Here is a 26,122-nt window from a genome sequence, read left to right as displayed (position 1 = left end):
GTCATAATCCCTTCCCTCCGGCTGGCTGCGCACCCGGCGACACAGGCTGCCGGCTCTCGTCTTTATAGACATCGCGCAAAAAGGTGGTGGCCGACGGATGCGGCAGATAGTTTTTGACGTCCCTGCGCACCACGATGGAATCGATCATTTGCGAAACCGGCACCAGCGCCGGGATCAGGGCGTCGTAGCGTTCCTGAATGGCAAAGTACTCCTGCTTTTGTTTTTCAGGATCACGTTCCAGCAGCGCCCGGTCGATGTCTGTATTGAGCTGTTTATCGTAAAAACCCGTGCGCCAGCCCTGGAAATTGGTGAGACGCGCCGCGTCGCTGTTATCCGGGTTATAGACCAGCGCGCGCAGGCTGGAATGCGGATGCGGTTCCACACCGCTGCCGCCGCGCCCGACCAGCATGGCGAACTTGCGTTCACGCATGGCGCCGTAGATCTGGTTGCCGGTGCCGGTGACTATTTTGGCGCGGATCCCCGCCTGCATCAGCGTGGACTGTACGGCAATCGCGATATTGAGAAACGGCTGATCGGCCAGCACCCGCAGCGTGGTATCAAAGCCGTCGGGATAACCGGCATCGGCCAGCAGCGCTTTGGCGCGCGGAATATCCAGTTTGTAGCCCGGATCCGGCAGGGTTGCCGGCATGCCGACCTGGATCGGCCGCTGGTGCACAATGCCGTAACCGGTCATCAGCGCTTTACCGATGCCCTGATAATCGATGAGATAACGCACAGCTTCGCGTACTTTCGCGTTGGCGAAATGCGGATCTTTCATGCTCATCGCCACGTAATAAATCGTGCCTTTCTTTACCTGCTCGACAACCAGCGCCGGGTCGTGGCTGAGCGCGTTGACATCGGCAACCGCCATGTTATTGGCGATATCCAGGTCGCCCTTTTCAATCATCAAACGCAGTGTTTGCGATTCCTGAAAATGGCGGAACACCACGCGGGATAGCCGTGGATTTCCGCGCCAGTACTGCGGGTTTCGGCTTATATTCAACACGTCTTTGGCCTGCCACCCGTCGAGGCGAAACGGGCCGGAACCCGCTTCATTGGTGGTCAGCCAGCGGTTGCCCCAATCGCCGTTCACCTCATGTGCCTGCACCGTTTTACGATCCAACGCCACCACGCTGCCGAGCGCGGCCAGCGAATAGATCACCAGTTTCGGGTCATTCGGTTTCGGCAGTTGGATTTCAACGGTATCAGGCGACGGCGCACGTACCATTTCATCGACGTTATCTTTGCTGAATCCATAGGATTTCCATACCGATGCCTGCGCCAGGTTCAAATGCAAAATGCGGCGCATCGACCACACCACATCGTCTGAGGTGACCGGATTGCCGGAGTGGAATGTCACGCCTGCGCGCAGATGGAACGTCAGAAGATTGCCGGCATCGTTGACCTGCCACGAGGTCGCCAGCGCCGGACGCACATGCGTCAGCTGTTGCGGATCGAGCTCAATGAGCGGGTCATAAAGGTTGACCACGATACCGACGATATCATTGCCGGTCATCGCTGCCGGATCGAGCGTCAGCAGGTTGTTCATATTCATGCCGACGATCAGCTGGTCGGGCGGCGTTTTCGCCTGCGCCGTCCAGCAGCTCATCATCAGCAGGAGCGCGAATAACCACGCCCCGGGGGGTGTGCCAGTGTTCATGATGTACCTTCCGGGTAGAGTCAGAGGTTTAGTATTTTTTCTGCCCGCAGGTCAGTCGCGGCTGACGGTATGCGTTTCTATGTAGTCAAAATTAATGTCCTCTCCGAGGCCGGGGCGATTGGAAAGATGGACAAAACCCTGCTTATCCATCGGGTCGACAATACTGTTCAGGTAGGCGGCGGGTTCGTCGTATTCGAGGAACGGATGCAACAGGCCGCGTTCGTACCACCGGCAATTGCGGATCGCGCCGACCACGGCCAGGCTGGCCGCGCCGTTGCCGTGCACTTCGCAGTCCATGCCGAACGCTTCAGCCAGACCGGCGACTTTCATGCACGGCGAGATCCCGCCGACGCCGTTGGCTCCGGCGCGTAGGATGTCGCAGGCGCCCGCCTTCACCCAGTCGGCGCGGCTGTGGTGTTTGCCGCCCAGGCTTTCCGGGCCGATCACATCGATAGCGAGGTTTTCCGCCAGCCAGGCATAGGAGGCCATGCTTTCTTCTTCCATCGGCTCTTCGAACCAGGCAAAGTTGAGTTTTTCCAGCGCCTTGCCGATGGTCAACGCCTGGCTGCGGCTGTACCAGTGATAACCGTCGAGCATCAGTTCGATGTCCGGCCCGACGGCTTCGCGCACGGCGGCGCAGGCTTTGATGTCCATTTTCGGGTCTGGCGCGAACGCCACCGGCGGCATCCAGGTATGCAGCTTGATGGCCTGATAACCGCGCGCCACCAGCTTCTCGGCAAACCGGGCGAACTCATCCGGCGTGGAAAGGCCGCCCATCAGCTCATCACCGCACATGGTGCTGCCGTATGCCGGCACTTTTTCCCGGAATCCGCCCAGCAGTTTGTGCACCGGCATGTTCAGTTTACGGCCGATTAAATCCCAGAGCGCCTGCTCAACAAACGACAGCGCGCGTTCGGTCAGCTGGTGCGCGCTGCCGCGCTGCCAGTGCGCCAGATCCTGCCACAACCGTTCGCGGTCAAACGGATTCTGCCCCACCAATACTTTTCTAAAGAAAGCGTTGACCACGTGTGGCCGCACCACTTCCGGCGGCGCGAATGAATATCCGCAGTCACCCTCGTCAGTGGTCAGCGTCAACAACGCCATTTTTGCCTGACTTTCTTCACCCGGATGCGAATGGCCCGCGCTATCAGAAACGCGACGTGTCGGATACGTAAAAACAGAGACCTCAACTGACGTTATTTTCACAGCGATACCTACCATTTCTGGGAGAGTTAACGCCCGCCAGGGCGCGCCGGAGTTACGGCCACATTGAGTAATGTGAGCGCACTCACAATTTTATGAAACTTACAATCACAAATAATAAAATGGTATTTCATTATCGAAGTTAGTCAGTTTGTTTTCATATTTCCTCTGCCAGACGCCGAAAATTTCACCGTAAGTTTGGGCATCCGCATAGGGATATGTGAACAGCTTCACGAAAGAGAGGGGAAATGAGCGCGGCGCAGAAAATAGGCGTAGAGAAGTTGGGGGAATTATTGGCCGGCCTGATGTTGCCAAGGGCTTTCGCTACCGGGCTAGGATGCGCGCAGTTCGCCCACGATCCCGTCCCAACCCTTTGGCCGCGTTAGGGTTTTATCCGCGGCCGGCAAAATCCTGTTGCGGACTTGAAAATTTTGCGCACGCACCCTATTTTCTTTTTTGCTATCGCTGCGTTTGACGCGCCTTTCATCACTTATTGTTGGTATGGAGATAAGCTAATGAAAATTGCTCAAATTGCGCCGCTGTACGAAGCGGTTCCCCCCAAACTCTATGGCGGCACCGAACGGATCGTCGCCAATCTTACCGACGCATTGATTAAAAAAGGACATGATGTCACGCTGTTCGCTTCCGGCGACAGCCAAACCCTGGCGCCATTGCATGCCGGCCGCGATCGGGCGCTGCGTCTTGATCCCGCTCCGCTGAAATCGGATCTGGCCGCCCATTATGTGATGTTCGATGAGCTGCGCGAGCGCGCCGGCGAGTTCGATGTGCTGCATTTCCATACCGATCTGCTGCATTTCCCGTTCTTCGAGTCCGTGGCCGCCAAGACCCTGACCACGTTGCACGGCCGGTTGGATATGACCGATCTGCCCACGGCTTTCCATCGCTGGCGGCAATATCCCCTGGTATCCATTTCCGATTCGCAGCGCCAGCCGCTGCCGTTCGCCAACTGGGCCGGCACGGTATGGCATGGGCTGGATCCCGAACGCTATAGGTTCACCGCCGCTCCCCGGGGGGACTACCTGGCTTTCCTCGGCCGCATCTCGCCGGAAAAACGCCCGGATCGGGCTATCGCCATCGCCCGTCAGGCCGGGATTCCGCTCAAGATTGCCGCCAAGGTGGATGATGCCGATAAAAACTATTTCCGCCAGGTGATTGAACCGCTGCTGCAGGGCGGCGGCGTGGAGTTTATCGGTGAAATCAACGACCGGCAGAAAGCGGATTTCCTCGGCCAGGCGCGGGCGTTGCTGTTCCCCATCGACTGGCCGGAGCCGTTCGGGCTGGTCATGATTGAAGCGATGGCCTGCGGCACGCCGGTCGTGGCCTGGCGCTGCGGTTCGGTGCCGGAAGTGATCGAACCGGGTGTCACCGGCTTTATCGTAGAAGACGAAACGCAGGCGGTGGCCGCCTGCCGCGCCGTGGACACGCTGGACCGCTGCCGGGTACGGACAGAGTTCGAGCAACGCTTTTCGGCCGACGTCATGGCCGATCGCTATGTACAATTGTACCGCCGTTTGCGGCAGCCGGCCGCCAACAGCGATGCCCTGTTGCATGTGGAAAAGGCGGGGTAAGCGCCATGGAAAATCAGCCCCGCTCATCCTGCGACGTGCAGGAACAATCCCCGCACACGGAAGCGAAACGTCCCTCGCTGTATGTCCTTAAGGAAGGCGACAGCTTTCTGGTGACCGATGACTTCGGCGATATCACCGGCCGGAGCGACGGACTCTTTACCGATGATACCCGCCTCTTGTCCGGACTAGGGCTGACTATTGGCGATAATGTGCAGCCGGCGTTTCTCTCCTCGACCGTCAGCCGCGACAACGTATTCTTTACCGCGCATCTGACCAACCCGCCGCTGACGGTAGACGGCCAAACCTTGCCCGCCAACGCGCTGCATATCGAACGCACCTGCTTTTTGTGGCAAAACCGCTTGTATCTGCGCATCGCCATCCGCAATTACAGCGAATACGCGCTGAGTCTGCCGGTCGGCCTGCGTTTCGCTACCGATTTTCGCGACATCTTTGAGATTCGCGGAGCCCGGCGGCCGTTGCGCGGCAGCACGCTGGCGCAACAGCCCATTGAACAGGGCGTCGCCCTGGCCTATCAGGGACTGGACGCGGTTCGCCGGCAAACCGCGCTGACGTTTTCACCCCAGCCGGAGGCCTTGGGCGAAGGCCTGGCGCGCTTTCAGGCACCCTTGCCGCCCCATGGCCACTGGCAATTGCTGATGGAAGCCGGCCGGCAAGCCAGTATCCCGACCGCCGGCCGTTTCCGGCGCGGCGCGGTGGAGGCGAGACGCAAGATGCGCCAGCGCCGGCGCCGGGGGGCGCAACTGACGTGCTCCCAGCCGCTGTTCCAGGCCTGGCTCGACAAAGCGCGCGCCGATTTGGCATTGCTGACCAGCGATTTGCCCACCGGCCCGTATCCTTATGCCGGTATTCCCTGGTTTTCCACGCCGTTCGGACGCGATGCCATCATCACCGCCCTGCAAACGCTTTGGATCGATCCGGCGCTGGCCAAAGGCGTGCTGGCCTATCTGGCCGGCCATCAGGCGGCGGAAGCGTCCACCTTCCGGGATGCCCAACCGGGCAAGATCATGCACGAGACCCGCAAGGGCGAGATGACCGCCACCAATGAGCTGCCGTTCGGGTTTTATTATGGCGGAGTGGATACCACGCCGCTGTTTATCATGCTGGCCGGCGCCTGGTATAAGCGCACCGGGGACGAGGCGTTTATCAGCCGGATCTGGCCGCAGCTGACCGCCGCCATCGCCTGGATAGAATCCAGGCTGGATGCCAGCCCGCTCGGGCTGCTCGACTACCAGCGCGGGGAGCGCAGCGGGCTGGCGAACCAGGGCTGGAAGGACAGCCATGACTCGGTGTCCCATGCCGACGGACGGCTGGCCGAAGGCCCTATCGCGCTGGTGGAGGTGCAGGGCTATGCCTGGCGCGCGCTGCTGGACATGGCGAGCATGGCGGCCAGACGGGGCGAGGCGGAACCCGCCGGGCGCTGGCGCGAACGGGCGGAACGGTTGCGCCAGACCGTGGAGCAGCGGTTCTGGCTGCAGGAGCGCCGTTTTTATGCTTTGGCGTTGGACGGCGCCGGCCGGCCCTGCCAGGTGGAGGCATCCAATGCCGGCCATCTGCTGTACGTCGGCCTGCCGGACCATCAACGCGCATCCCAGGTGATCCGCCGGCTGCTGTCGCCCGCCTTCAACACCGGCTGGGGCATTCGCACGCTGTCCGGCGAAGCGGCCCGCTTCAATCCGATGTCATATCACAACGGCTCGGTATGGCCCCATGATGTCGGTTTGTGCGCGGCCGGCCTGGCGCGCTACGGCGAACGCCAGGGCACGGCGGCACTATTAAGCAATCTGTTCGAAGCGGCCCTGGCGTTTTCCCTGCGTCTGCCCGAGCTGTTTTGCGGTTTTTCCCGCGCGGCAAGCGAGCAGCCCATCGTCTATCCGGTGGCGTGCCAGCCGCAGTCATGGGCTTCAGGTGCGGTATTCATGCTGCTGCAAGCCACGTTGGGACTGGAAATCGACGCCGACCGCCGCCGGATCCGCGTCAACCGTCCCGCATTGCCGGACGGCGTGGACCGCCTGACGGTGGATGACTTGCCCCTTGGGGAAGGCAGGGTATCGCTGGAATTCCGCCGGGTTGGAGGCCGCACCGTCGCTTTCCTGCAACAGCAAGACGGCATCGACGGAGTCACGCTACAATTCAATCAATAACCACGATGCCCGGCTCGCATCGAGACCGGGCATTGTCGTCTCTTACGGAAATTACCTGCCAGTATTAAAAAAGGCCACGGTTTCGGTCAGCCTACGGGTTTGCTCTTCCAGGCCACTTGCCGCTACCACCGCCTGCTGCACAAGCACGGAGTTCTGGTGCGTCACCGCATCGATTTGCACAACGGCTTCGTTAACATGGCTAATGGCTTTGCTTTGTTCATCCGTGGCGTAGGAAATTTGCGACATAATATCCGAAACCCGCTGCACGGCCTCTATCATGTCGTCGATATTGCTCCCGGCCTTTTTGATCTGTGTGGAGCCGCTGTTGACGCGAGCCATGGACTCTTCCACCAGCCCTTTTATCTCCTGCGCCGCCTGAGAGCAGCGTAACGCCAGGCTGCGCACCTCGCCGGCGACCACGGCGAAACCCCTGCCTTGCTCACCGGCCCTGGCCGCTTCCACCGCCGCATTCAGGGCAAGGATATTGGTCTGAAAAGCGATACCGTTTACCACTTCAATAATACTGGCTATTTTGATGGCGCTTTCAGAAATACCGGTCATGGTGTCATTCACGCTCTGCATCATCACGCCGCCGCGAGAAGCAATATCCACCGCGCCGCGGGCCAGTTCGCGCGCTTGCCCCGAATTCTCCGCATTTTGTTTTACGGCGGCGGTAATCTCTTCCATGCTGGAGGAGGTTCTTTCCAGCGATATAGCCTGCTGCTCGGAATGAGCGACTATCTCCTGATTTCCGGCGACGATATCATGGGTGCTGGCGTTGATGATATCAGCGCCATCGCGGATCTCTTCAATAACCGTGGTGAGTTGTTTGCGCATAACACCCATTTCATATATCAGGCTTGAGCTGTCACTGGTTTTTTTATCCACCGCGTGGGAAAGATCGCCTGAAGCAATCCGGGCGGCGACTTCAACGGCATAGCGCGGCTCGCCGCCCAGGGTTCGCAATATCCCCCGGTTGATCACATAGACGAGCAACGAGAGCAGAATGCTGATGGTAACGAATTCAACGATATTCTGATAAAGCGAAACCAGAAATGCCTCGTCGATATCATCAACATACAGGCCGGTCGTGATGATCCAGCCCCAGGGCGACCACGGAATGCTGTAGGCGATTTTCGGCTGAGGTTTCGTCTCGCCCGGACGGGGGAAAACATAGGCGGTATAACCGGCATTATTGTCCCTGGTAACGGCCACCATGTCTCTGAAAATATAGGCCCCGTTGGCATCAGCGATGTCAGACCCTTTGCCAATCAGCATTGCATTGATGGGGTGCATGATGACCTGCGCCTGGGTATTCAAAATCGTGAAATACCCCGAGTTACCATAACGCAGATTCTTGATGGTCTGGAGTGCGCGCTGTTGCGCTTCCGCTTGTGAGATCAATCCTTTGTCAGCAAGATCGGCCTGCATTTTCACTACGCTCTGGGCCAGTTGCGAGACATCCTGTATCGCATTTTTCCGCAGTGTCAGTTGGTCTTGTTTAATCGTCACCGAGCCAAAAAATAACGTTCCGGCCAGGCACACCAACGCGACGACGAGCGGGAGCCATAGTTTATGGGCAAGTGATAATTTCATGGCATGATTCCCTGTGGTTTTATATGGCTGGCAACGCATCGTGCCCCGGAAGTCGGACTGCGCCTTCATATGTTTATCGGAAATAAAAAAAAACAAATTAATCGTTAAAAGTGATATAGAGACGTAATATGTTAATTTTTTGCTATAAGCGAATTAACTGTCTAATAATTAATGATATATTTTCGACCAGGTAATTAACGCGTTGATTTATTTAGATGTAAACACGCGCGTGATCACACTAATAATGGGCAAAGCGTGGGAAGAACGCAGGCTTGTTTGATTGCTGGGAAGCTGCGCCACAGCGGGAATAACCGGGGGCTGCGAAGCATGATGATTAACTGCGGGAAGCCCCCGCGGGAGCGGAAACCGGGGGCTAAGACCCTGCAACCCGCGGCGGGCCGTTATTCCGTCAGCGTCCGATCCGGGCACGGCGTTCCCGCGTCCCGGGGTGAAAGCAGGATAAATACCGAGACCGCGGCGGCCAGGGTGACGGTCATCAATACATAGAGCAGCATGGTGAATGCGGTGTCATAGGCCATGGTCAGGGCATCGCGTCCCAGAGGGGCGAGCATGCGCGTTGCCTGATCGAGGTTGCCGGTAGCGAGCTGGCGCGACGCCTCGACGAGAGGCTGATGTGCGCCATCGCCGGCGCCCGCCCGTGTCACCGCCAAGAACACAAAAGCCGATAGCAGCGCATTCACCATGGCCAAGGCGATACCTTCACTGGCCACCTTGGTGGTGTTGAAGATGCCACTGGCCATACCGGCCTGGTCCCGCGGCACGACGGTCACCGACAGGCCGTCCATCAGGCCCCAGGGAATACCGGTCCCAAGGCCGATAACCAGCAGCGGGCCGGTCAACGCCAGCATTGAGCCGCCGGATCCGACCCGGCTCAGCCAGAACAACCCGCCGGCGGCGACGAACAGGCCTGCGCTTGCCAGCCAGCTTGCGGGTATCGTCCGGGCAAGGATGGCGGCGCCGGCGGGAACGATAAGCATGGGCGCGGAAAGCGCAAGCATCAGCAGACCGGTTTGTATTTCGCTGTAACCCTCCACGCCGATGAAACGCATGGGGAGCACGATAAGCAGGACGACATACGCATAGCAGGTTGCGATGGGCAGGATCTGAACGCCGACGAATCTTCCGTAGCGGAACAGGGAGAGTTCGAGCAGCGGTTGTTTAATGCGGGTCTCTATCATTGCGAAGAGGGCAAACGCGGCGATGGACAGGGCAAACGCGCCGAGCACTATCGCCGCGGACCAGCCGCGATCGGGCGCTTCGTTCAGCCCGAGCGTCAGGAAACCGAGCGCGGCGACAAAAGCCACGGCGCCGGCGCTGTCGAAGCGGGAACTGCCCGGATTGCGCGTTTCTTTCATCACGCCTTGGGCGATAACCAGGGCAATCACGTCCAGGATCGTGCCCGTCAGGAAGATTGAGCGCCAGCCGAAATGTTCTATCAGGCTGCCGGAAACGATCGGCCCCAGGGCAAGGCCGATGCCGAACGTGGTGCCGATCATACTGAACGCCCGGGTCTGCGCATGGCCGGTAAACTCCTGCGCCAGCGCGGCCGAGCCGCCGGCCAGGGCCGCGGCGGCTCCCGCCCCCTGCAGCGCGCGCAACAGGTTCAGCGTAGTGATATCAGGTGCAAAATCGAGCGCAAGGGAGCCCATGGCGAACAGCGCGGCCCCGCCCATAAAAACGCGCTTCCTGCCGTAAACATCCGCCAGTGCGCCTGCGGGAAGCATAAAGCTGCCGAAGGTGAGCATAAAACTATTGGTGATCCAGTTAAGTTGGGCGGCGCTTGCCGAGAACTCAATCCCGATGGTATGCGTGGCCAGCGCCGCGCCGGTAAAGCTGAGCGGCAGGGCCAATGCCGCCAGGCAAACGGCAAACAGCACCAGCGGGCCGCTGCGGGCGTACGAAGACGCCGGGCTTGATGACATGATAAACACCTCGTATGAAAGGGACGATATTGTCCTTCACCGCGACGATAGGCGTTGTTGATTCGGGGATAAATACCGGCAGCGGCGCAGCTGTGTCTCCGGTGGGGAGACAATCACGCGCTTATTCCGCGGTCGCCGAACGCATAAGATCGGCCAGGTGCTCGAGTACCACGCGCGTTTTCAGCGGCATTCGCCGGCCAAGGGGGAGAAGCGCATGCACCGGGGGTCCCTCAATGGATGCCGCCGGCAGCACCCGCCGCAGTTCGCCGCAGGCGACATAGGGATCCCCGACGCGGTCAAAAACCTGCGCAATGCCAAGCCCGCCCCTGGCGGCATCCACCAGCGACCTGCCGTCGGACACAATGGCGCTGATATTGGGGGAAAATTCCCGCACGCGGCCCTCGTCAAAGATATGCCATTGTCTGAGCTTGCCGGAGGCAGAACGGAAAATAACCGCTTCGTGGCGCATCAGATCGCTGACGGAACGGATTGAGGGCCGGCCGTCGAGATAGGCCGGCGCGGCATACAGGCACAGGCGCAGGCCACAAAGTTTTCTCACGGTCATTTCACCGTCCGCCGGCAGTTCTCCCACCCGCACCACGATATCCCATCCTTCGCCCACGGCATCAGTGGCCTTATCGGTAAGTGAAATATCCAGGGTCACCAGGGGATAACGCGCACGAAGCGCGGGAAGCGAGGGAAGAATAAATCCGCCGAACCCCACGGGAATGTCCAGTCTGACCCGGCCGGCGGGATGGTCGCGGCGGGCGGCCAATGCCGTTTCCGCTTCGTGTAAACCGCCTAATGCCGCACGGGCCGCGTCAAGATAGGTATTGCCATCCTCGGTCAAGGTTACCGATCGGGTGGTTCGCTGAAAAAGCTTGGTCCCGAGGCGCGCCTCCAGGCGCTGCACCGCTTTACCCACGTTTGCCTTGCTGGTTCCCAGCTGTTCGGCCGCCCGGGTAAAGCTTGCATGCTGGGCCACGGCCACAAAGGCGGCGATATCCTGCAGTGAAGGAGAAGATTGCGTCATGATTGATCTTCCGGAAACGATAACGTCCTAAATTAGGGTATCGCCGTCGTTTAGTAAATGGTTATCCCAACGGCATTGTCGCTCCCGGAGCTACAGAGAGTCGCTTTTACCGGCGTTTATTTCCCCAGCGCGGCCGGTTATGTTTTCCGTCATCGAAACGCCGCGCGTCTGCCGGCGATCGCCTTAACGGAGCCCTGTTATGCAAAACATCACTGAAAGCGAGCTGAACACTACCCTTTCGCCTTTCGTTATCAACATCCCCCAGCCAGTGCTGGACGACTTAAAGCGCCGCCTGGACGCGACCCGGTTTCCCGAGCGGGAAACCGTACCCGATGCTTCCCAGGGGCCGCAGCTGGCGCGGGTCAGGGAACTCATCGAATACTGGCGCACGCGGTATGACTGGCGCCGCGTGGAGCAACGCCTGAACCGGTATCCCCAGTTCAAAACGAAAATCGATGGGCTCGGCATTCATTTCCTGCACGTCCGATCCCGTCATCCGCATGCGATACCGCTGATCATAACCCACGGCTGGCCGGGTTCGGTGCTGGAATTCCTGGATACCATCGACTTGCTGGTCGATCCCACCGCGCACGGCGGCCGGGCGGAAGATGCCTTCCATCTCGTTATTCCCTCCCTCCCCGGCTATGGCTTTTCAGACAAGCCGGCCGAGACCGGCTGGAACCGGGACCGTATCGCCAAAGCCTGGCATGAACTGATGCACAGGCTGGGCTACGCCGAATATGTGGCCCAGGGCGGCGATTGGGGCAGTCATATCACCATTGCAATGGCCCGGCTTGAACTCCCCGGCTTGCGCGCCATCCATACCAACCTGCCGCTGGTGGCGCCGAAAGAAAAACCGGCGAACCCGACGCCTGATGAACAGCGAGTGTTTGATCAGCTTGACGCGTTCGCTCGGGATGGCTCCGGCTATTATTGGGAAATGGTCACGCGTCCCCAGACTATCGGCTATGCCCTGGCGGATTCCCCCGCCGGACAGTTAAGCTGGATTTACGAAAAATTCGAGTCTTGGTCGGACTGCGACGGCGACCCGGTAAGCGCCTTTGGTTACGATAAAATCCTCGACGATGTGACCTGGTACTGGGTAACCAACTCGGGCGCTTCTTCTGCGCGCATGTATGCCGAACATCCGCACCTGGATTTCTACTCGCTGCCGGTGCGGATCCCGGTCGGCGTATCGGTATTCCCGCGCGAGATCTGGACCGCGCCGCAATCCTGGGCGCAGCAAACCTATCCGAACCTTATCTATTGGAATAAAACGACGCGCGGCGGCCATTTCGCGGCATTCGAACAGCCGCGGATCTTCGCGGATGAAATACGCGCGGCCTTTCGCAGCCTGCGCCCGGCGCACGCGCCCCGCTGAGCAAGACCGGGTTTTGCCTCACGGCCCGTTTATCCGGCACGCGGGCAACCCTATACATCCCATAACGCCGCAACTATCCTAGGATCACCCAATGAAACTGTATATCGCTGATAAAACCTGCTCTGAAGCCGTCCAGATTATCGCCAACGAACTCGGCCTCGAGCCTGAGCTTATTCACTTCGACGTGTTCGGCAAATCCACCTCGAACGGCGATGACTTTACGCAGCTCAACCCCATGCAATACGTTCCTCTGCTGGTTATCGATGAAGAAGAACATCATCCGATTTCCGAGACAATCGTGATTATTTCCTACCTCGCCGACCAGTATCCCGCGACCGGACTGATCCCATTGCGCGGCACGCTTGAGCGCGTCAGGTACGACCAGCTCCTGGTGTTTATCGCCACCGAAATCGCCCAGAAACATATCCCTCTGATGCGCAAACTGATGACGGAACAAGGCATTGCCTGGACCAGCGGCAAAATCGCCGCGGCCTACAGCATCCTTGATGACCGTCTTGCCGACGGCCGCGCTTTTCTGACCGGCGAGACAATGACGGTGGCGGATGCCTATCTCTGGGCCACATTCTGGGGCGATCGCTCGGGGGTCGACATCAGCCACCTTAAAAACGTGGCGAGCTGGAAAGATCGGATGGACGCACGGCCATCGGTGCAAAAGGCGCTCAGCGACGAGCAACGCCTTGTCAACGCGCACCGCGCCGCGCTGACCGCACCGGCGGAATAAGGCAAGCGGGCTCACTTCGCCGTGGTCCAGGCACGGCGTAACCCTTATATTCGCGCCGGCCGGCGGGCCACGAGCACGGCACGGCGCGCCGGCGGATTACGAGGAAAGATAACCAGGGCGGCGGCGGAAATCAGCCCGCCCAGTCACTCATTAAATGGCTCAGATGATCAGTCATCAATTGAGTGGTTAATTCACCATCCCCGGATAACATGGCATCAAGGATAGGTTGATGCTCTTGCGCGGATTTTACCAGCCCGCCACTTTCACGCAGCGCCTTGAGACCATACTGACGGGACTGATCGCGCAGGTTTTCAACAATGGTCACCAAGGGTTCATTTTCGAGCAGCGACAGCAGGCCAAGATGGAACTGGCGATCCATTTCCAGATAACCCGCAATATTCCCTTCCTTGGCATACCCCACCATGTCGGAGGCAATATGTGAAAACTCCTCCCGGCGCGCTTCCACCCGCGGCCTGAGCCTAGCAAGTTTGGCCATCGACGGCACTTCAAGCAATAACCGCAGCTCATAGACGTTATGACGCTCTTTATCGCTGAAATGCACCACGCGAAAACCGCGATTACGCACCGTTTCCATCAATCCCTGGTTAACCAGCGTCAGCATGGCCTCGCGAACCGGGCTATTGGAAACGCCTAATTCTTCGGCCAAGGCCGAGGCGGAATAAATTTGGCCCGGCGCCAGATCGCCGGAAACCAGACGCAATTTCAAAATGGACAGCGCCTGATCGCGCAGATTGGCTTGCCGCAGTATAGGATGTTCCTGTTCCATATAAACCTCAGACTGACATCTTAGTAGTCGATAACATGCTACATTTTAGCCCGAATGAAGGTTCTACTCAATATAGATTCTATTTTCTTATGACCCGGCCGCTAAATTGTTGCTCACCGTGGCGGTACCAGGGCGATGACATAACATTTCCTTATTATAATAAGTAATAGTTATCTGCCTAATCGTTAAACTTCCCATCCCTGGGAGCCTCATCAGAAACTGTATTTCGGCGGCGTTGACCCTTCCTGGTAAATTTCCGCGCTTTTGACGGCGCCGAAGGCGGTATCGTTCTTTTCTAGGATCTTGGCGTATTCGCCGTTCTGAATCAAACGATCGTAGGCGGCTTTCAATGCTTGCAGCAATTGAGCCGAATTCGCGTTGCGCGCCACCGCCGTCGCGGTCGGTCCCCCGCCGATTTCGCCCGAGGCGCTAAGTCCCGCATCGACGCGTATCGATTCCTGCGCCCCGCCGCGGTTAATCAACACGCCGTCGACCCGGCCGCTGTTAAGGGCCAGCACGGCATTATTAATGGATGGAAATGCGCTGACCACAGACGCCTTGTCCGTACATTTCAGCGCGGCGGAGTTGAGCGTGGCCAGCTCAGCGGAACCGGCCATGGCGCCGACTTTATGGCCGCAAATATCAGCCAGCGCCTTGGCCTGGAAGGGCTGGCCTTTTTTCACCAGGAAAGTGCTGTAATCCTGCCAGTTAGTCACAAAATCGGCGACTTTTAATCGTTCCGTCGTGACATAGAACTCGCCATAGGAGATATCGTATTTATTCGATTGCAAGCCGGCCAGCGCGGTGGCGAAAGGGATGAGGCGAATATCGGCCTTCAGACCCAGTATGGCGGCAACCGATTGCGCGAGATCGACATCCATCCCCTTAAGCACGCCGCCTTCTTTATAAGCCAAGGGTTTTCCGGTGTCCGGAACGGCGATGCGCAGTTCGCCGGCGTCCTTTATCGATTGCGGCAGCTGCGCAGCCACGTCATCGGCCTTGCCAATCGCCTCCTGAGACCAGGCGCCGGCGGCGGGAAGCGCGCCTGCCGCCAGCGCGGCAATCAGGCACAAAAGTCGTGAATAATTGAATTTCATATAACTCTCCTGGGATGAATTAAGGGCGCGACGCGGGCTTGAACACTCACTGAACATTGACAATAGCGTGTTACACGTAATATATTACCCGTAACACTTAGCTGCTGCAAGCGCGATGTTTATCCCGCCGTCCGGGCCAGGGTCCTCCAGGAACATCCTCTGCGAGGCAAGTCAATTCAACACGTAAGCGATTGAGGTGAAATAAAAATGGTTAAACCGGAATTTGATGTTGTGATTATCGGCGGCGGCCCATCGGGCTTGTCGGCGGCCTGGGAGCTGAGGGACAAGAATATTCTGGTGCTGGAAAAATCGCATCGTCTTGGCGGACGTCTCTACTCGGTATCACGGGGAGACTATTGGCTGAATCTCGGCGGTCACTTGTTTCCACCGCCGGGATCGCATATGCGCAACATCCTTCATTCCATAGGCCTGGATATCATCAAGATCCCCGGCAATAAATTCGCGATTTATTGGGGCGGTAAAGTGTATAAGCCCAAAATGGTTTCCGCCCTGCCGCTGACCATGCCGATGACACTGCGTGAGCGTTTCGCCCTGGCGACCAAAGGCATGCGGATTCTTAAGGCGGTGAAAGGCTGGCAAAAAGCGATGGCGCCGGTATATGGCGAAAGTAACCAGCGCCGCCGGGCGCGGGTCGCCAGCTATCTGTCGGATAAATCCTTTCGCGAATTTATGGGACCGCTGCCCAAACGGCTTGAAGCGCTTTTTCAATCCGCGGCCCGGCGCGCGGCGGCGGAAATGGAAGACCAGCACGCGGGGGTCGGCGTTTCGCTTTTTGGCGCCGTATGGGCCGGTAAAGGCGATGCCATGGCGCTTAATCTTGACGGGGGTTCGGGCCGTTTCGGCGAGGTAATGATGGAATTGCTGGGCGATCGCGTGCGCTATGACGCTACCGTGAAATCAGTGAGTAAAACCGGCGACCTGGTTACCGTGGTCTATGAAACCGACGGGCGTGAACATAGCGTAACCGCCGCGGAAGTGGTGGTGGCGGTGCCGGCTTACCAGGCATCTGACATGGTCCGCGATATACCCGATGATGTTCGCCAGACCCTTATAAGCGTTCAGTACGGTCCGTTCCCCACCATGGGAATCATCACCGACGAGCCGGGCCCGATGCCCTATGACGATATCTATGCCATCACCACGCCGGATGCCTCGTTTGACATGTTTTTTAATCATGCTAATCCGCTGAGAACAGGCCCGCGCAAACCGGGCGGCAGCCTGATGGTTTATTCCGGCGGTACCCCGGCGCGCGAAATGCTTAAGCTGACCGATGATGAGATTCGTGATCGTTATCTTGCCGATATCTACAAAATGTTCCCGCAATTGCAGGGGCATGTGAAGGAAACCATTGTGCAACGCTGGGTGCCCGGCAATACGTATCGCCCGGCCGGGTTCAATTTTGCCCCCATGCTCGCCTACTGCGAACGCAACGACGTCAATATCCATTTTGCGGGCGACTACTTTGCCGAAATCGGCAATATGGAGATCGCCACCGGCTCCGGCCACGAAGCGGCGCGGCGCGCCCGCGTGCACCTGATGAGCCAGGCGCAAAAAAAGACGCAGCTGAGCATCGTCGAACGGGACCGTATCGCCACCGCCGGGCAGGTGAAGGAAAATGTCTGAATAAAGCCGCGCTCCCGTTTCGCATCGGCATTATTGGGGCGGGCGTGGCGGCAGAACCCCTGCCCGCGAGTTAACGCGGGTCGAAGGTGCGGTCGTCTGCGCCGTTTTCTGCCGTGACATGGACAAAGGGGCGGCCTTGGCGGCCGCTTTTTCAATACCGCAGGCCTGTCACCGCCTGGACGCAGGGCCCTGCCCTCAGTGAGGCCGATCGGGCGCAGGCCACGGTCAAGGTGGTGGATGCGCTTCACCGCCCGGCCGCCACGCGCCGTCTGCCGCAAGCACTATAGCGCCCCGCATGCCGGCTCCCGGTTTCCCCTAAAGCCGGCCCCACGTCAGCGTAAATAATCCCGTGGCGCGCAAAAAAAAGCGTGGTTTTTACTGCCAACCACGCTTGAATAGAGCGATTGAACCCAACCTAAGCGGCTCGTTCCATGCCGTTTTTATAGCGCTGTACCGCGCCCGGCAATTGGCTCCATTCGGTATACCATTGATTGAACAAGCGGAATTGCGCCTCCACGTAGCCGCGCTGACTGTCGGTAAGCGCGTCGGTCCGATTGAAATGCAGCGCGTACTCTTTATTCCCCTTCAGCACCATCATATATTTGAAGAACAGCACCAGATCCGGACCGGCATCGAATGACGACAGAATCGCCAGCGCCTGTTCAAGCTCCTGCGCCCGTTGGCGCGCGTCGCTATCACCGGCCGCCGCCGCCTGAGAAAGATGACACAGATGCAGCACTTCTTCGGGCAGCACGTTGCCAATGCCGGTGATGGCGCCGGTGGCGCCACAGTTGACGAAGCCATGCACTACGGCGGTATCGACGCCAATCATCAGCGTAACGTCATCGTCGCGGCTGGTGATATTCTCCGCGGCGTAACGCAGGTCATCCATGCCCCCGAACTCTTTAAAACCGACCAGGTTGGCATGTTCGCCGCGCAAGGCGAAAAACAGATCGGCGCGGGTAGCGAAACCATAATAGGGACTGTTATAGATAACCGCCGGCAGCTCCGGCGCGGCGGCAAGGATGGCTTTAAAGTGTTCTTTTTGCGCCGCGATCACCGAACCGCGCGATAGCACCCGCGGAATAACCATCAGGCCTTTGGCCCCAACGCTCTGCGCGTGGGCGGCATGGGCCACCGCAGCGGCGGTATTCACCGCGCCGGTGCCGACGATGACCGGAATGCCGGCCTGGGTCAGGCGCTCCACCCCTTCCATGCGCTGCGCGTCGGTCAGCAATGGCCAGTCGCCCATCGAACCGCAATAGACCACCGCCGACATACCCGCGCCGATCAATTCCTGCGCTTTACGCACCAGGGCATCAAAATCGGGCTGCCTGGCCTGTGTGCAAGGCGTCATCAACGCCGGGATCACCCCGGAAAATATATCTGCTTTCATACTACCTCTCCAATGATGGTTCTTAACGGACGGCGTAACGGGATTGCCGGTGCCGTTGGGTTACCGGCGCGCCGCGCCGGTCAGCAATGCCGGATCTATGGCGGAAATGGCCTGCCTGAGCGCCGCTTTCTGCACGGTGGAATAAGGCGGAATCGGCGCGCGCACCGGCCCGACGCTCAGCCCCAGGATTTCACAGGCGGCCTTGATGCCGCTGTTGTAGCGGCCCGCGCCTAGCAGGCGGATCAGCGGATACACTTGCCGCCAGAGATCCGCAACCGCCTGGTCGTCGCCGCTTTCGCTCGCGCGCTGTAATTTCACCAGCCCCGGCGCCATAAAATTGCCGGTGCCCATCACCATGCCGGGCGCTTTCAGCATCAGCGCGGGCAGCATCAGCACGTCTTCGCCGTTGAAAAAAGTGATTTCATCGGCATGATCCATCAGCAGCGCGCTCATTTGCATGATGTTGGCCGACGAATCCTTGACGTATTTGACCTGCGGTATCTCCCTGGCCAGTTTTAGCAGGAAATCCACGTCGAGATGCAGACCAGTGGCCGGGGGAAAGTTGTAAGCGCAAATGGGCAGGCTGGTGGCCGCGGCGACTTCGGCGTAATACGCGAACGCCTCATCAAAACCGATGGGCTCATAGTAGGGGGTCGCCAGCATGATGGCGGTGGCGCCCACGCTTTCGGCGTGCCTGGAAAATGCAATGGCTTCCCGGGACGAGGTTGCGCCGGTATGGGCCAGTACCGTGGCCTTGCCAGCCGCCTGCTCGGCCACGATCGCGACTAAACGTAATCTCTCCTGGTGGGAAAGGACAGAAAACTCGCCGGTACCGCCGGCAGGAACAAAACCATCGACGCCGTCAGCGATATTTTGGTCTACGAGCTTGCGTAGCGCCGCTTCATCGATACCTTCACCGTCAGCGGTGAACGGCGTAACAATAGCGGACAGTACTCCCTTAAGGATCATAAGCTGAATCTCCATTGATAAAAGTCAGAGGGGCGGAAAACCATCGGCGAGCTCGTCTTCCGAGTCCGCCGCAATAGTCAGAAAGCCGTTGATATAGGCACGCCCGGTCAGCGCCGGCGTAATAAACGTACGCGGGCCGGCGCCGCGCACCTGCGCAGCCGTTACCGTAAAAGTGGAACCGATAATGCTCTGCGTGGTGACGGTATCCTGCGGCCGGACCTTGCCTTCGGTGACCAGTTTGGCGAACAGCGCGCTGGTCCCGGTACCGCAAGGAGAACGGTCTATAACGCCCGGCGGCGCCACCACCACGATTTTCGCCCGCAGGTGTTGCGCGGGATCGCAGCGGTAAAACAATACCTGATAGACATCCAGCGCCGCGCCGGTAAGCGGATCGGTGACGCCTTCCCTGGTATAGGCCTCGCGCAGCAGCCGGGCCAGGCGGACAATTTCAGTGGCGTTGTCGCGATCGAGCGACAGGCCGATGCTCTCGGCGGCCACAGAAATATAATAATCGCCGCCATAAAGCAGCTCGACCTGAACCAGACGGCCTTCCAGCCGGCATTCCCCCCGGCCGACCACAAAAGATTCAACGTTGGTAAGCGTTACGGTCGTGAATTTTTCGCCCTCACGCCTGGCCGTCACGCCAACCGGCCCCGCTGGCGTGCGAATGCGAAATGACGTGCTGTCCGCGCGCTCGCGCCACAGATTGGGCAAAAGATTCAGCTCGACTATCACCGAGGCGAAGCCAATCATGCAGTGTCCGCACATCGGCGGGTACGAACCGGGTTCCAGGATCACCGCCCCGATATCGCAGCCATCTTCCTGCGACATAATCGGCACTACGGCACAGGTGAGCCCGCCGCCGCGCGGCTCGTGCACTAGACGGCGCCGCCAGTGGTCGGCCCGGTCGCGCAGCCAGCGCCGCGCGCCGTCAACGGTTGCCGCCTGCGCGGGCAAATCAATACCCGAGAGCACGATGCGCGTCGGATTGCCGCCGGTGTGCGAATCCACCGCGAATATCACCTGCCGATCCCGGCGGCTAAGCCAATCGATGGCGCTTTGCGGCAAGGCGCGGTTATCGGCCATGGTTTTCCACCCGGAACAGCGGCGCGCCTAATGACCGGGCATCAACGGCGATCCCTAGTCCGGGCGCGGTGGGCGCTTTGCCCCGTCCCCGCACGGAGCGCGGGGCATAACCGGCGACATGCTCAAGCGTCCAGTCGTTGAAAAAGGAGGCGTGCATCAGCGCATCCGCGCGGGTACTGGCGGCAACGTGCGCTACTGCGGCGGTGGTCACATCGCCGCCCCAGACATCCTCAATACAAACCGTCATGCCTAAATCCTGCGCCTGGTCACGCATACGCACCGCGCCGGTGATGCCGCCTACCCGCGCCAGCTTGATATTGACCGAGACTGCGCCCGCGTCGTATTTCGCCCGGTACAGCTCCGCGGCATTGATCACCGACTCGTCCATCACTAGCGGCAGCGAACTCATGCGCTGCACCAGCGCACAATCGGCGGTATCGCGGCAGGGTTGCTCGATAAAAATATTCAGGCCGGCCAGTTCCCGCACCGCGATCGCCGCCGACTGCAGATTCCAGCCGCCGTTGGCGTCGGCGACGATCGTCACATCATCGCGACAGGCTTCCACGACGCTGCGGGTCCGCGCGGCATCATCGAAAGGATCGTTGCCCACTTTCAGTTGAAAACGGCTGATGCCCGCCTCCCCGCGCATGCGCACAAAGGCGGCCATGTCGCCGGGGGATGACAGGGGCACCGCTTCATATAAAGGAAAATCCGGCTGGGTCACGCCGCCCAGCAGCGTGGCGATCGGCAGGTTCGCCATTTTGCCCAACACATCCCAACAGGCTATATCGATGGCGCTTTTGGCGCTGTTTTGACCCAGCAGGCAGGCATTCATGCGTTGATGGATGACCGCCAGGTTGGTGGGGTCCAGCCCCAGCAGCGCGGGCGCCATAAGGCAAATCCCCGCGCGCGTCCCTTCGGCGAAATCCGGCAGATAGGTGCCGCCGAGGGTGCAGCTTTCCCCCCAGCCTTCCAGCCCCTCACTGGTAATAATCCGCACCAGCGTGGATGCCTGTCGCTGAGCGGCGCGGCCTTGGGACATCACGTATTCGCCATGGGCGTAGGTCAGTTGATAGCCGTAAACTTCAATTGCCGCGATCTTCATTGTGCTCTCACTTATAGTGATTGGTTATGGGTAATATATTACATTCAACGTTAAGTCTGTCAATGCGCTTTTTCAAACACGGCGTTATGCAAACAGCTCGGCAAAATGCGGATTTAAAAACAGATCGAGCGGGTCCATCTGCCGGCGAATTTGTATAAAACGCGTGTAATCGGGGTAAAGTTCGCTCACCCGCCGGCGGTCGAGAAAGTGCAGCTTGCCCCAGTGCGGCCGGGCCGAAAGCGGTCGCAAAGTCTGATCCACCGCCTGCAAGAAGGGACAATAATTGCTGCCTATGGCGCCTGAAACGGAGATGGACGTGCTGTCACGGCCGCTCTGCGGCGAAATATAGCCGGTATCGGCTTTCTGCCAGCGGACCTGCAGCGGCGAGATCTCATGGGGAAATCCGCTGCGCATCAGATATTGCATGCGTTCGACCGCCTCCCGCGCATCGGCGGCGTCCACCATGTACTCCAGTTCATGGAATTGCGCATCGGTAGTGCCATCGGGATAGATGCGATACGCCCGATCCGTGCGCCGATTCATTGCGCCCTGAGGGAGGTCGGGTCCATCGGCGGACACTTCCCGCAGCAGTTTGACAAAGCAGTGATCGGCCGGCACCTCGCCCAGTTGGTACATCTGGGCGGAATGCGCGCTGGGCATCCACCAAAAAGAAAAATGCCGGTATGCGCCGAGCAGGTAATCCCACTGGCGCAGCACCTCCGACATGGGCAGAATGATATTTTCCTCTTTTAGCCGGTAGGCTGGGACCAGTTGTAAACCGACGCGCACCACCGGCCCGAGCAAACCGAGCGAAACCTGGCCTGCGCGCAGATAATCAGCGGTTTCACCATCGATATCCACCACCTCCCCGAGCCCATTGACGATACGCAGGCTGACCACCTTTGATGACAGCGACCCAAAAGCGGTGCCCGAACCTTTGGTGCCGGTGGCGACGGCGCCGGCGATGGATTGCACGTCGATATCCCCCTGGTTTTCAAGCGACAGTCCCGCGGACCACAGCGGTTCGCCGAGGGCGGCAATGGAGGAACCCGCCGCGACCTGCGCCTGTTGATGCCCCTTATCGATGGCGATGACGCCGCTCAGCGCGCTGAGATCGAGCAATAAACCACCCGTGCGAACGATAGGCGTAAACGAGTGGCCGCTGCCGGCAACCCGCACAGGCTGTCCTTGGCTTACCGCCTGGCGAATGCCTGCGATTGCCTCCTCTTCGCTTGCCGGCCGGAAACAGTTGTCCACGGTGAAGGTTTGATTGCCACCCCAGTTGGTCCATTTGAATTGAGACATCGTCATCACTCCCATTTTTGCGCGATTGAACTTGACGGATAAAAACTAAACTAACATTATGTAAACGGCTACCGGTTATCGATTACCGTAAAGTCTCACATACATCCATAGCGAGTTTCAAGTATGTTTAGGGGAACGAAAGTGACACAGACACAATTGTTAAATCGGCAGGTAGTGGGAGACATCGGAGAACATCAGAGCATGCCCGTGGTGCCGTTGAAATATCATGGGCGTTGGATTGCGGCGGGACTTCTTATCATTGTGGCGGCGGGGTTGATCGTTTCACTTATCACCAATCCGCGTTATCAATGGCAGGTGGTTTCCCAATACCTTTTCGATGCTTCGATTCTCTCTGGCCTGATGGCAACCGTCTGGCTGACACTCGCCGCCATGAGCATCGGCGTGGTATTAGGTACGCTGCTCGCCCTGATGCGCATGTCAAAAAATCCGGTGCTCAACAGTATCTCCTTTATCTATTTATGGATGTTTCGCGGCACGCCGCTGCTGGTGCAACTGATATTTTGGTACAACCTGTCCGCGCTTTATCCGGAGATTACCATTGGTTTTCCGTTCGGGCCCAATCTAGGCACCTTTGACGCCAATCAGTACATTACGGTCTATGCCGCGGCGCTGCTTGGCCTGGGGCTGAATGAAGGAGCCTATATGTCCGAGATCGTGCGGGCGGGCTTGAATTCAGTGCCTGGCGGACAACGGGAAGCGGCGGAAGCGCTGGGCATGTCAAGCTTTCGCGTGATGGTGAAAATCATCCTGCCGCAGGCGATGCGCATTATCATTCCGCCAACCGGCAACCAGCTGATCGGCATGCTCAAGACCACTTCCCTCGTCAGCGTGATCGCCCTGCAGGAATTGCTCTACTCCGCGCAGCTCATCTATACCGCGAACTTCCAGACCATCCCGCTGCTGATTGTGGCCTCGCTATGGTATCTGGTGCTCACCTCTGTTCTTTGCGTGCTGCAGCACTATACCGAGAAGCATTTTTCCAAAAGCGATCATCATTCCCAGGCGCTGCCAGCGCCGGCGGACGAGAAACTTGACGATCACACAGTAAGGAATGCCTGACTATGCCTTTTTCCCCATCTTCCCCGCACGGACACCACTTTGCGGTAGTGGCGCGCGGCGTCGAGAAATCATATGGCCATCTGCCGGTGCTCAAGGGCATTGACCTGACCGTCGAATACGGCAACGTATGCTGCATCCTCGGACCTTCCGGATCGGGTAAAAGCACATTTCTACGCTGCATGAACCATCTTGAGCGTATTGAAAAGGGGTTATTGCAGGTCGGCGGCGAAACGGTCGGCTATCGCGAACACAACGGCAAGCTTTATGAGATGAAAAAGTCCGAAGTGGCCCGGCAACGGGCCGATATCGGCATGGTTTTCCAGAGCTTTAACCTGTTCCCCCATATGACGGTAATGGAAAACATCATTGAAGCGCCGATGCACGTCAAAAAAATCCGTAAATCACACGCCGTCGAACAGGCGATGGTGATGCTGTCCAAGGTGGGGCTGACCGGTAAGGCCAATGCCTATCCCCGTACGCTCTCCGGCGGCCAGCAGCAGCGCGTCGCCATTGCCCGCGCGCTGGCGATGAAGCCCAAATTGATGCTGTTTGACGAGCCGACCAGCGCCCTCGATCCCGAACTGGTCGGCGAAGTGCTGAGCGTCATGCGCGAACTGGCCGACGAGGGCATGACCATGATCGTCGTGACCCATGAGCTTGGTTTCGCCCGCGAAGTTTCCGACCAGGTGGTCTTCATGGACAACGGCGTGGTGGTAGAGCAAGGCAACCCGACTGAATTTTTCAGCCATACCAAAAATGAACGCGCCAAAGCCTTTCTTGGCAAAGTGCTATAACATCCCTTCTGGAGTGCATATGATTGCTTTACCTGACACTGTACGGACCCGCGCTTTTATCAACGGCGAATATGTCGACGCTGAACACCAGCGGGTCTTCGATAACTTTAATCCCGCGACCGGTAAACTGCTCAACCAGATTGCCGCCTGCTCCGCCGCCGACGTTGATAAAGCGGTTAAGGCCGCCCGCGCCGCCTTTGAGCGCGGTGAATGGAGCCGCATGGAGCCGCGCGAGCGTAAGCGCATCCTGCATACTTTTGCCAATCTTATCGAACAACATGCCGCCGAGTTAGCCCTGCTGGATTCGCTGGATGCCGGCAAGCCGTTGGCGGATTGCGAAAATTTCGACCTACCCGATGTGGTCAACAACATTCGCTGGTATGCCGAAGCCATCGATAAGGTCTTCGGCAAGATATCGCCCACCGGCGCGGGCAACCTTGGCCTGATTATTCGTGAACCGGTGGGCGTGGTCGGCATGGTATTGCCGTGGAACTTCCCTGCCGCCACCTTGTCATGGAAAATTTCGCCGGCGCTGGCGGCTGGCAACTCGCTGGTGATCAAGCCGGCGGAACTGGCCTCGCTGTCGACGATACGTATCGCCGGGCTGGCGCGGGAAGCGGGCATCCCCGCAGGCGTATTCAACGTGGTGCCCGGCTTAGGCCATATCGCCGGTAAAGCCTTAGGGCTGCATAACGATGTCGATGCGCTGACCTTCACCGGCTCAACAGAAATCGGCCGGCAGTTCCTGCGCTACGCCGCCGACAGCAACCTGAAGAAAGTGGTGCTGGAATGCGGCGGCAAAAGCCCGCAGATCGTCATGGCGGATATGGCGGAAGACCTGGACGCCATCGCCGAAAACCTGGCCAATGCGGCATTCTGGAATATGGGGCAAAACTGCACCTGCGGTTCGCGCATCCTGGTGCACTCCGCCATTAAAGAACCCTTTATGAAGGCTTTTATCCGGGCCGCGCAGGTATGGAAAACCGGCGACCCCACCGACCGCGCCACCAGGCTGGGGCCACTGATCGAGCCTGACGCGCTGGCGCGGGTATTGAGCGCCATCGCGCAGGCCCAACAGCAAGGCGCCACTGTGCTGCACGGCGGTAGCCAGGTGCGGCAGGATAGCGGCGGCTGGTTTGTCGAAGCCACGATTATTGATGGCGTCACGCCGGATATGGCCTTGGCCCGGGACGAAATCTTCGGTCCGGTGGTGGCGATCCTCACTTTCGACAGCGAGGAACAGGCGGTAAAAATCGCCAATGACTCCGCTTATGGCCTGGCGGCTACGGTATTTTCCAATGACATCAACATCGCCGTGCGCATGGCGCGTCAAATACAGGCCGGCACCGTGGCGGTTAACGGTTACGGTGAAGGCGATATCACCACGCCGTTTGGCGGCCTCAAAACCTCGGGATTCGGCGGCTATGACAAAGGATTCGAAGCCTTTGATCAATACACCCAAATGAAAACCATCTGGGTAACCCTCAGTTGACGCTGAACGCGGCACCGTCCGCCGGCGCTGATCTTATTTTCAACACGTATCAAGGTTC

At 58.9% G+C, this 26,122-nt stretch carries 20 protein-coding genes; 8 read left to right on the top strand and 12 right to left on the bottom strand.

Annotation, left to right across the window (positions count from 1 at the left end):
- Position 1 precedes the first annotated feature (1 nt).
- On the bottom strand, positions 2–1,660 hold the full coding sequence (locus ACL2XF_RS06080) for an ABC transporter substrate-binding protein (protein WP_413722965.1): 1,659 nt from the start codon (positions 1,658–1,660) through the stop codon (positions 2–4).
- A gap of 51 nt (positions 1,661–1,711) precedes the next feature.
- Positions 1,712–2,866 (bottom strand): mandelate racemase family protein, encoded by a 1,155-nt coding sequence (locus ACL2XF_RS06075; RefSeq protein WP_413728225.1) that lies wholly within the window; start codon positions 2,864–2,866, stop codon positions 1,712–1,714.
- A 512-nt stretch (positions 2,867–3,378) separates the two neighbouring features.
- Here ACL2XF_RS06075 and ACL2XF_RS06070 point away from each other — a divergent pair.
- Both ACL2XF_RS06070 and ACL2XF_RS06065 read left to right on the top strand, forming a co-directional pair.
- Positions 3,379–4,452 (top strand): glycosyltransferase family 4 protein, encoded by a 1,074-nt coding sequence (locus ACL2XF_RS06070; RefSeq protein WP_410014811.1) that lies wholly within the window; start codon positions 3,379–3,381, stop codon positions 4,450–4,452.
- 5 nt (positions 4,453–4,457) lie between these two features.
- A complete protein-coding gene (locus tag ACL2XF_RS06065; protein ID WP_413728224.1) occupies positions 4,458–6,614 on the top strand; it encodes a glycogen debranching N-terminal domain-containing protein in 2,157 nt (718 codons plus the stop codon).
- A gap of 51 nt (positions 6,615–6,665) precedes the next feature.
- Here ACL2XF_RS06065 and ACL2XF_RS06060 read toward each other — a convergent pair whose 3' ends face one another.
- From ACL2XF_RS06060 to ACL2XF_RS06050, 3 genes are all read right to left on the bottom strand, one after another.
- Positions 6,666–8,210, bottom strand: coding sequence for a methyl-accepting chemotaxis protein (locus ACL2XF_RS06060; RefSeq protein ID WP_410014809.1), 1,545 nt, complete (start codon positions 8,208–8,210; stop codon positions 6,666–6,668).
- A 401-nt stretch (positions 8,211–8,611) separates the two neighbouring features.
- Positions 8,612–10,153 (bottom strand): MFS transporter, encoded by a 1,542-nt coding sequence (locus ACL2XF_RS06055; protein WP_410014808.1) that lies wholly within the window; start codon positions 10,151–10,153, stop codon positions 8,612–8,614.
- Between the two features lie 121 nt (positions 10,154–10,274).
- The gene (locus tag ACL2XF_RS06050; protein ID WP_410014807.1) at positions 10,275–11,186 is read right to left on the bottom strand and encodes a LysR family transcriptional regulator; all 912 of its coding nucleotides are present in this window, start codon (positions 11,184–11,186) and stop codon (positions 10,275–10,277) included.
- Between the two features lie 199 nt (positions 11,187–11,385).
- Between ACL2XF_RS06050 and ACL2XF_RS06045 the strand changes: the two genes are divergently transcribed.
- Together ACL2XF_RS06045 and ACL2XF_RS06040 are read left to right on the top strand one after the other, a co-directional pair.
- Positions 11,386–12,567, top strand: coding sequence for an epoxide hydrolase family protein (locus ACL2XF_RS06045; RefSeq protein WP_413722974.1), 1,182 nt, complete (start codon positions 11,386–11,388; stop codon positions 12,565–12,567).
- Positions 12,568–12,658: 91 nt separating this feature from the next.
- Positions 12,659–13,309, top strand: coding sequence for a glutathione S-transferase family protein (locus tag ACL2XF_RS06040; protein WP_413728223.1), 651 nt, complete (start codon positions 12,659–12,661; stop codon positions 13,307–13,309).
- Between the two features lie 130 nt (positions 13,310–13,439).
- Here ACL2XF_RS06040 and ACL2XF_RS06035 read toward each other — a convergent pair whose 3' ends face one another.
- Together ACL2XF_RS06035 and ACL2XF_RS06030 are read right to left on the bottom strand one after the other, a co-directional pair.
- Positions 13,440–14,096, bottom strand: coding sequence for a GntR family transcriptional regulator (locus ACL2XF_RS06035; RefSeq protein ID WP_410014804.1), 657 nt, complete (start codon positions 14,094–14,096; stop codon positions 13,440–13,442).
- Positions 14,097–14,308: 212 nt separating this feature from the next.
- Positions 14,309–15,193 carry a transporter substrate-binding domain-containing protein gene (locus tag ACL2XF_RS06030; protein ID WP_413722976.1) on the bottom strand — a complete coding sequence of 295 codons (885 nt, stop codon included), beginning with the start codon at positions 15,191–15,193 and terminating at the stop codon, positions 14,309–14,311.
- A gap of 207 nt (positions 15,194–15,400) precedes the next feature.
- Here ACL2XF_RS06030 and ACL2XF_RS06025 point away from each other — a divergent pair, with 207 nt between their 5' ends.
- Positions 15,401–16,837: a protoporphyrinogen/coproporphyrinogen oxidase gene (locus ACL2XF_RS06025; RefSeq protein ID WP_413728222.1), complete on the top strand. Its 1,437-nt coding sequence runs from the start codon at positions 15,401–15,403 to the stop codon at positions 16,835–16,837.
- A 415-nt stretch (positions 16,838–17,252) separates the two neighbouring features.
- On the opposite strand, the gene ACL2XF_RS06020 is transcribed toward ACL2XF_RS06025, so the two are convergent.
- From ACL2XF_RS06020 to ACL2XF_RS06000, 5 genes are all read right to left on the bottom strand, one after another.
- Complete coding sequence (locus ACL2XF_RS06020) at positions 17,253–18,233, bottom strand: dihydrodipicolinate synthase family protein (protein ID WP_410014801.1); 981 nt, start codon at positions 18,231–18,233, stop codon at positions 17,253–17,255.
- Positions 18,234–18,293: 60 nt separating this feature from the next.
- Positions 18,294–19,202 (bottom strand): dihydrodipicolinate synthase family protein, encoded by a 909-nt coding sequence (locus tag ACL2XF_RS06015; RefSeq protein WP_410014800.1) that lies wholly within the window; start codon positions 19,200–19,202, stop codon positions 18,294–18,296.
- Between the two features lie 24 nt (positions 19,203–19,226).
- Positions 19,227–20,288 carry a proline racemase family protein gene (locus tag ACL2XF_RS06010; RefSeq protein ID WP_410014799.1) on the bottom strand — a complete coding sequence of 354 codons (1,062 nt, stop codon included), beginning with the start codon at positions 20,286–20,288 and terminating at the stop codon, positions 19,227–19,229.
- Positions 20,278–21,393 carry a mandelate racemase/muconate lactonizing enzyme family protein gene (locus ACL2XF_RS06005; protein ID WP_413728221.1) on the bottom strand — a complete coding sequence of 372 codons (1,116 nt, stop codon included), beginning with the start codon at positions 21,391–21,393 and terminating at the stop codon, positions 20,278–20,280. The genes ACL2XF_RS06010 and ACL2XF_RS06005 overlap by 11 nt, the downstream gene beginning before the upstream one ends.
- Positions 21,394–21,477: 84 nt before the next feature.
- A complete protein-coding gene (locus ACL2XF_RS06000) occupies positions 21,478–22,698 on the bottom strand; it encodes a D-arabinono-1,4-lactone oxidase (protein ID WP_413728220.1) in 1,221 nt (406 codons plus the stop codon).
- Between the two features lie 141 nt (positions 22,699–22,839).
- On the opposite strand from ACL2XF_RS06000, the gene ACL2XF_RS05995 reads away from it, so the two are divergent.
- From ACL2XF_RS05995 to ACL2XF_RS05985, 3 genes are read left to right on the top strand one after another with little or no spacing between them, the layout of a single operon-like run.
- Complete coding sequence (locus ACL2XF_RS05995; RefSeq protein WP_410014796.1) at positions 22,840–23,778, top strand: amino acid ABC transporter permease; 939 nt, start codon at positions 22,840–22,842, stop codon at positions 23,776–23,778.
- Between the two features lie 2 nt (positions 23,779–23,780).
- Positions 23,781–24,572 carry an amino acid ABC transporter ATP-binding protein gene (locus tag ACL2XF_RS05990; protein ID WP_413722979.1) on the top strand — a complete coding sequence of 264 codons (792 nt, stop codon included), beginning with the start codon at positions 23,781–23,783 and terminating at the stop codon, positions 24,570–24,572.
- A 19-nt stretch (positions 24,573–24,591) separates the two neighbouring features.
- On the top strand, positions 24,592–26,064 hold the full coding sequence (locus ACL2XF_RS05985) for an aldehyde dehydrogenase (RefSeq protein ID WP_410014794.1): 1,473 nt from the start codon (positions 24,592–24,594) through the stop codon (positions 26,062–26,064).
- The last annotated feature ends 58 nt before the right edge of the window (positions 26,065–26,122 follow it).

Origin of the sequence: Sodalis sp. RH19 (assembly GCF_047324215.1) — a bacterium.
In the GTDB taxonomy this organism is placed as follows: Bacteria; Pseudomonadota; Gammaproteobacteria; order Enterobacterales; family Enterobacteriaceae; genus Acerihabitans.
The sequence above is the reverse complement of the archived record's forward strand: the minus strand, read 5'-3'. Positions and strand labels throughout refer to the sequence as shown.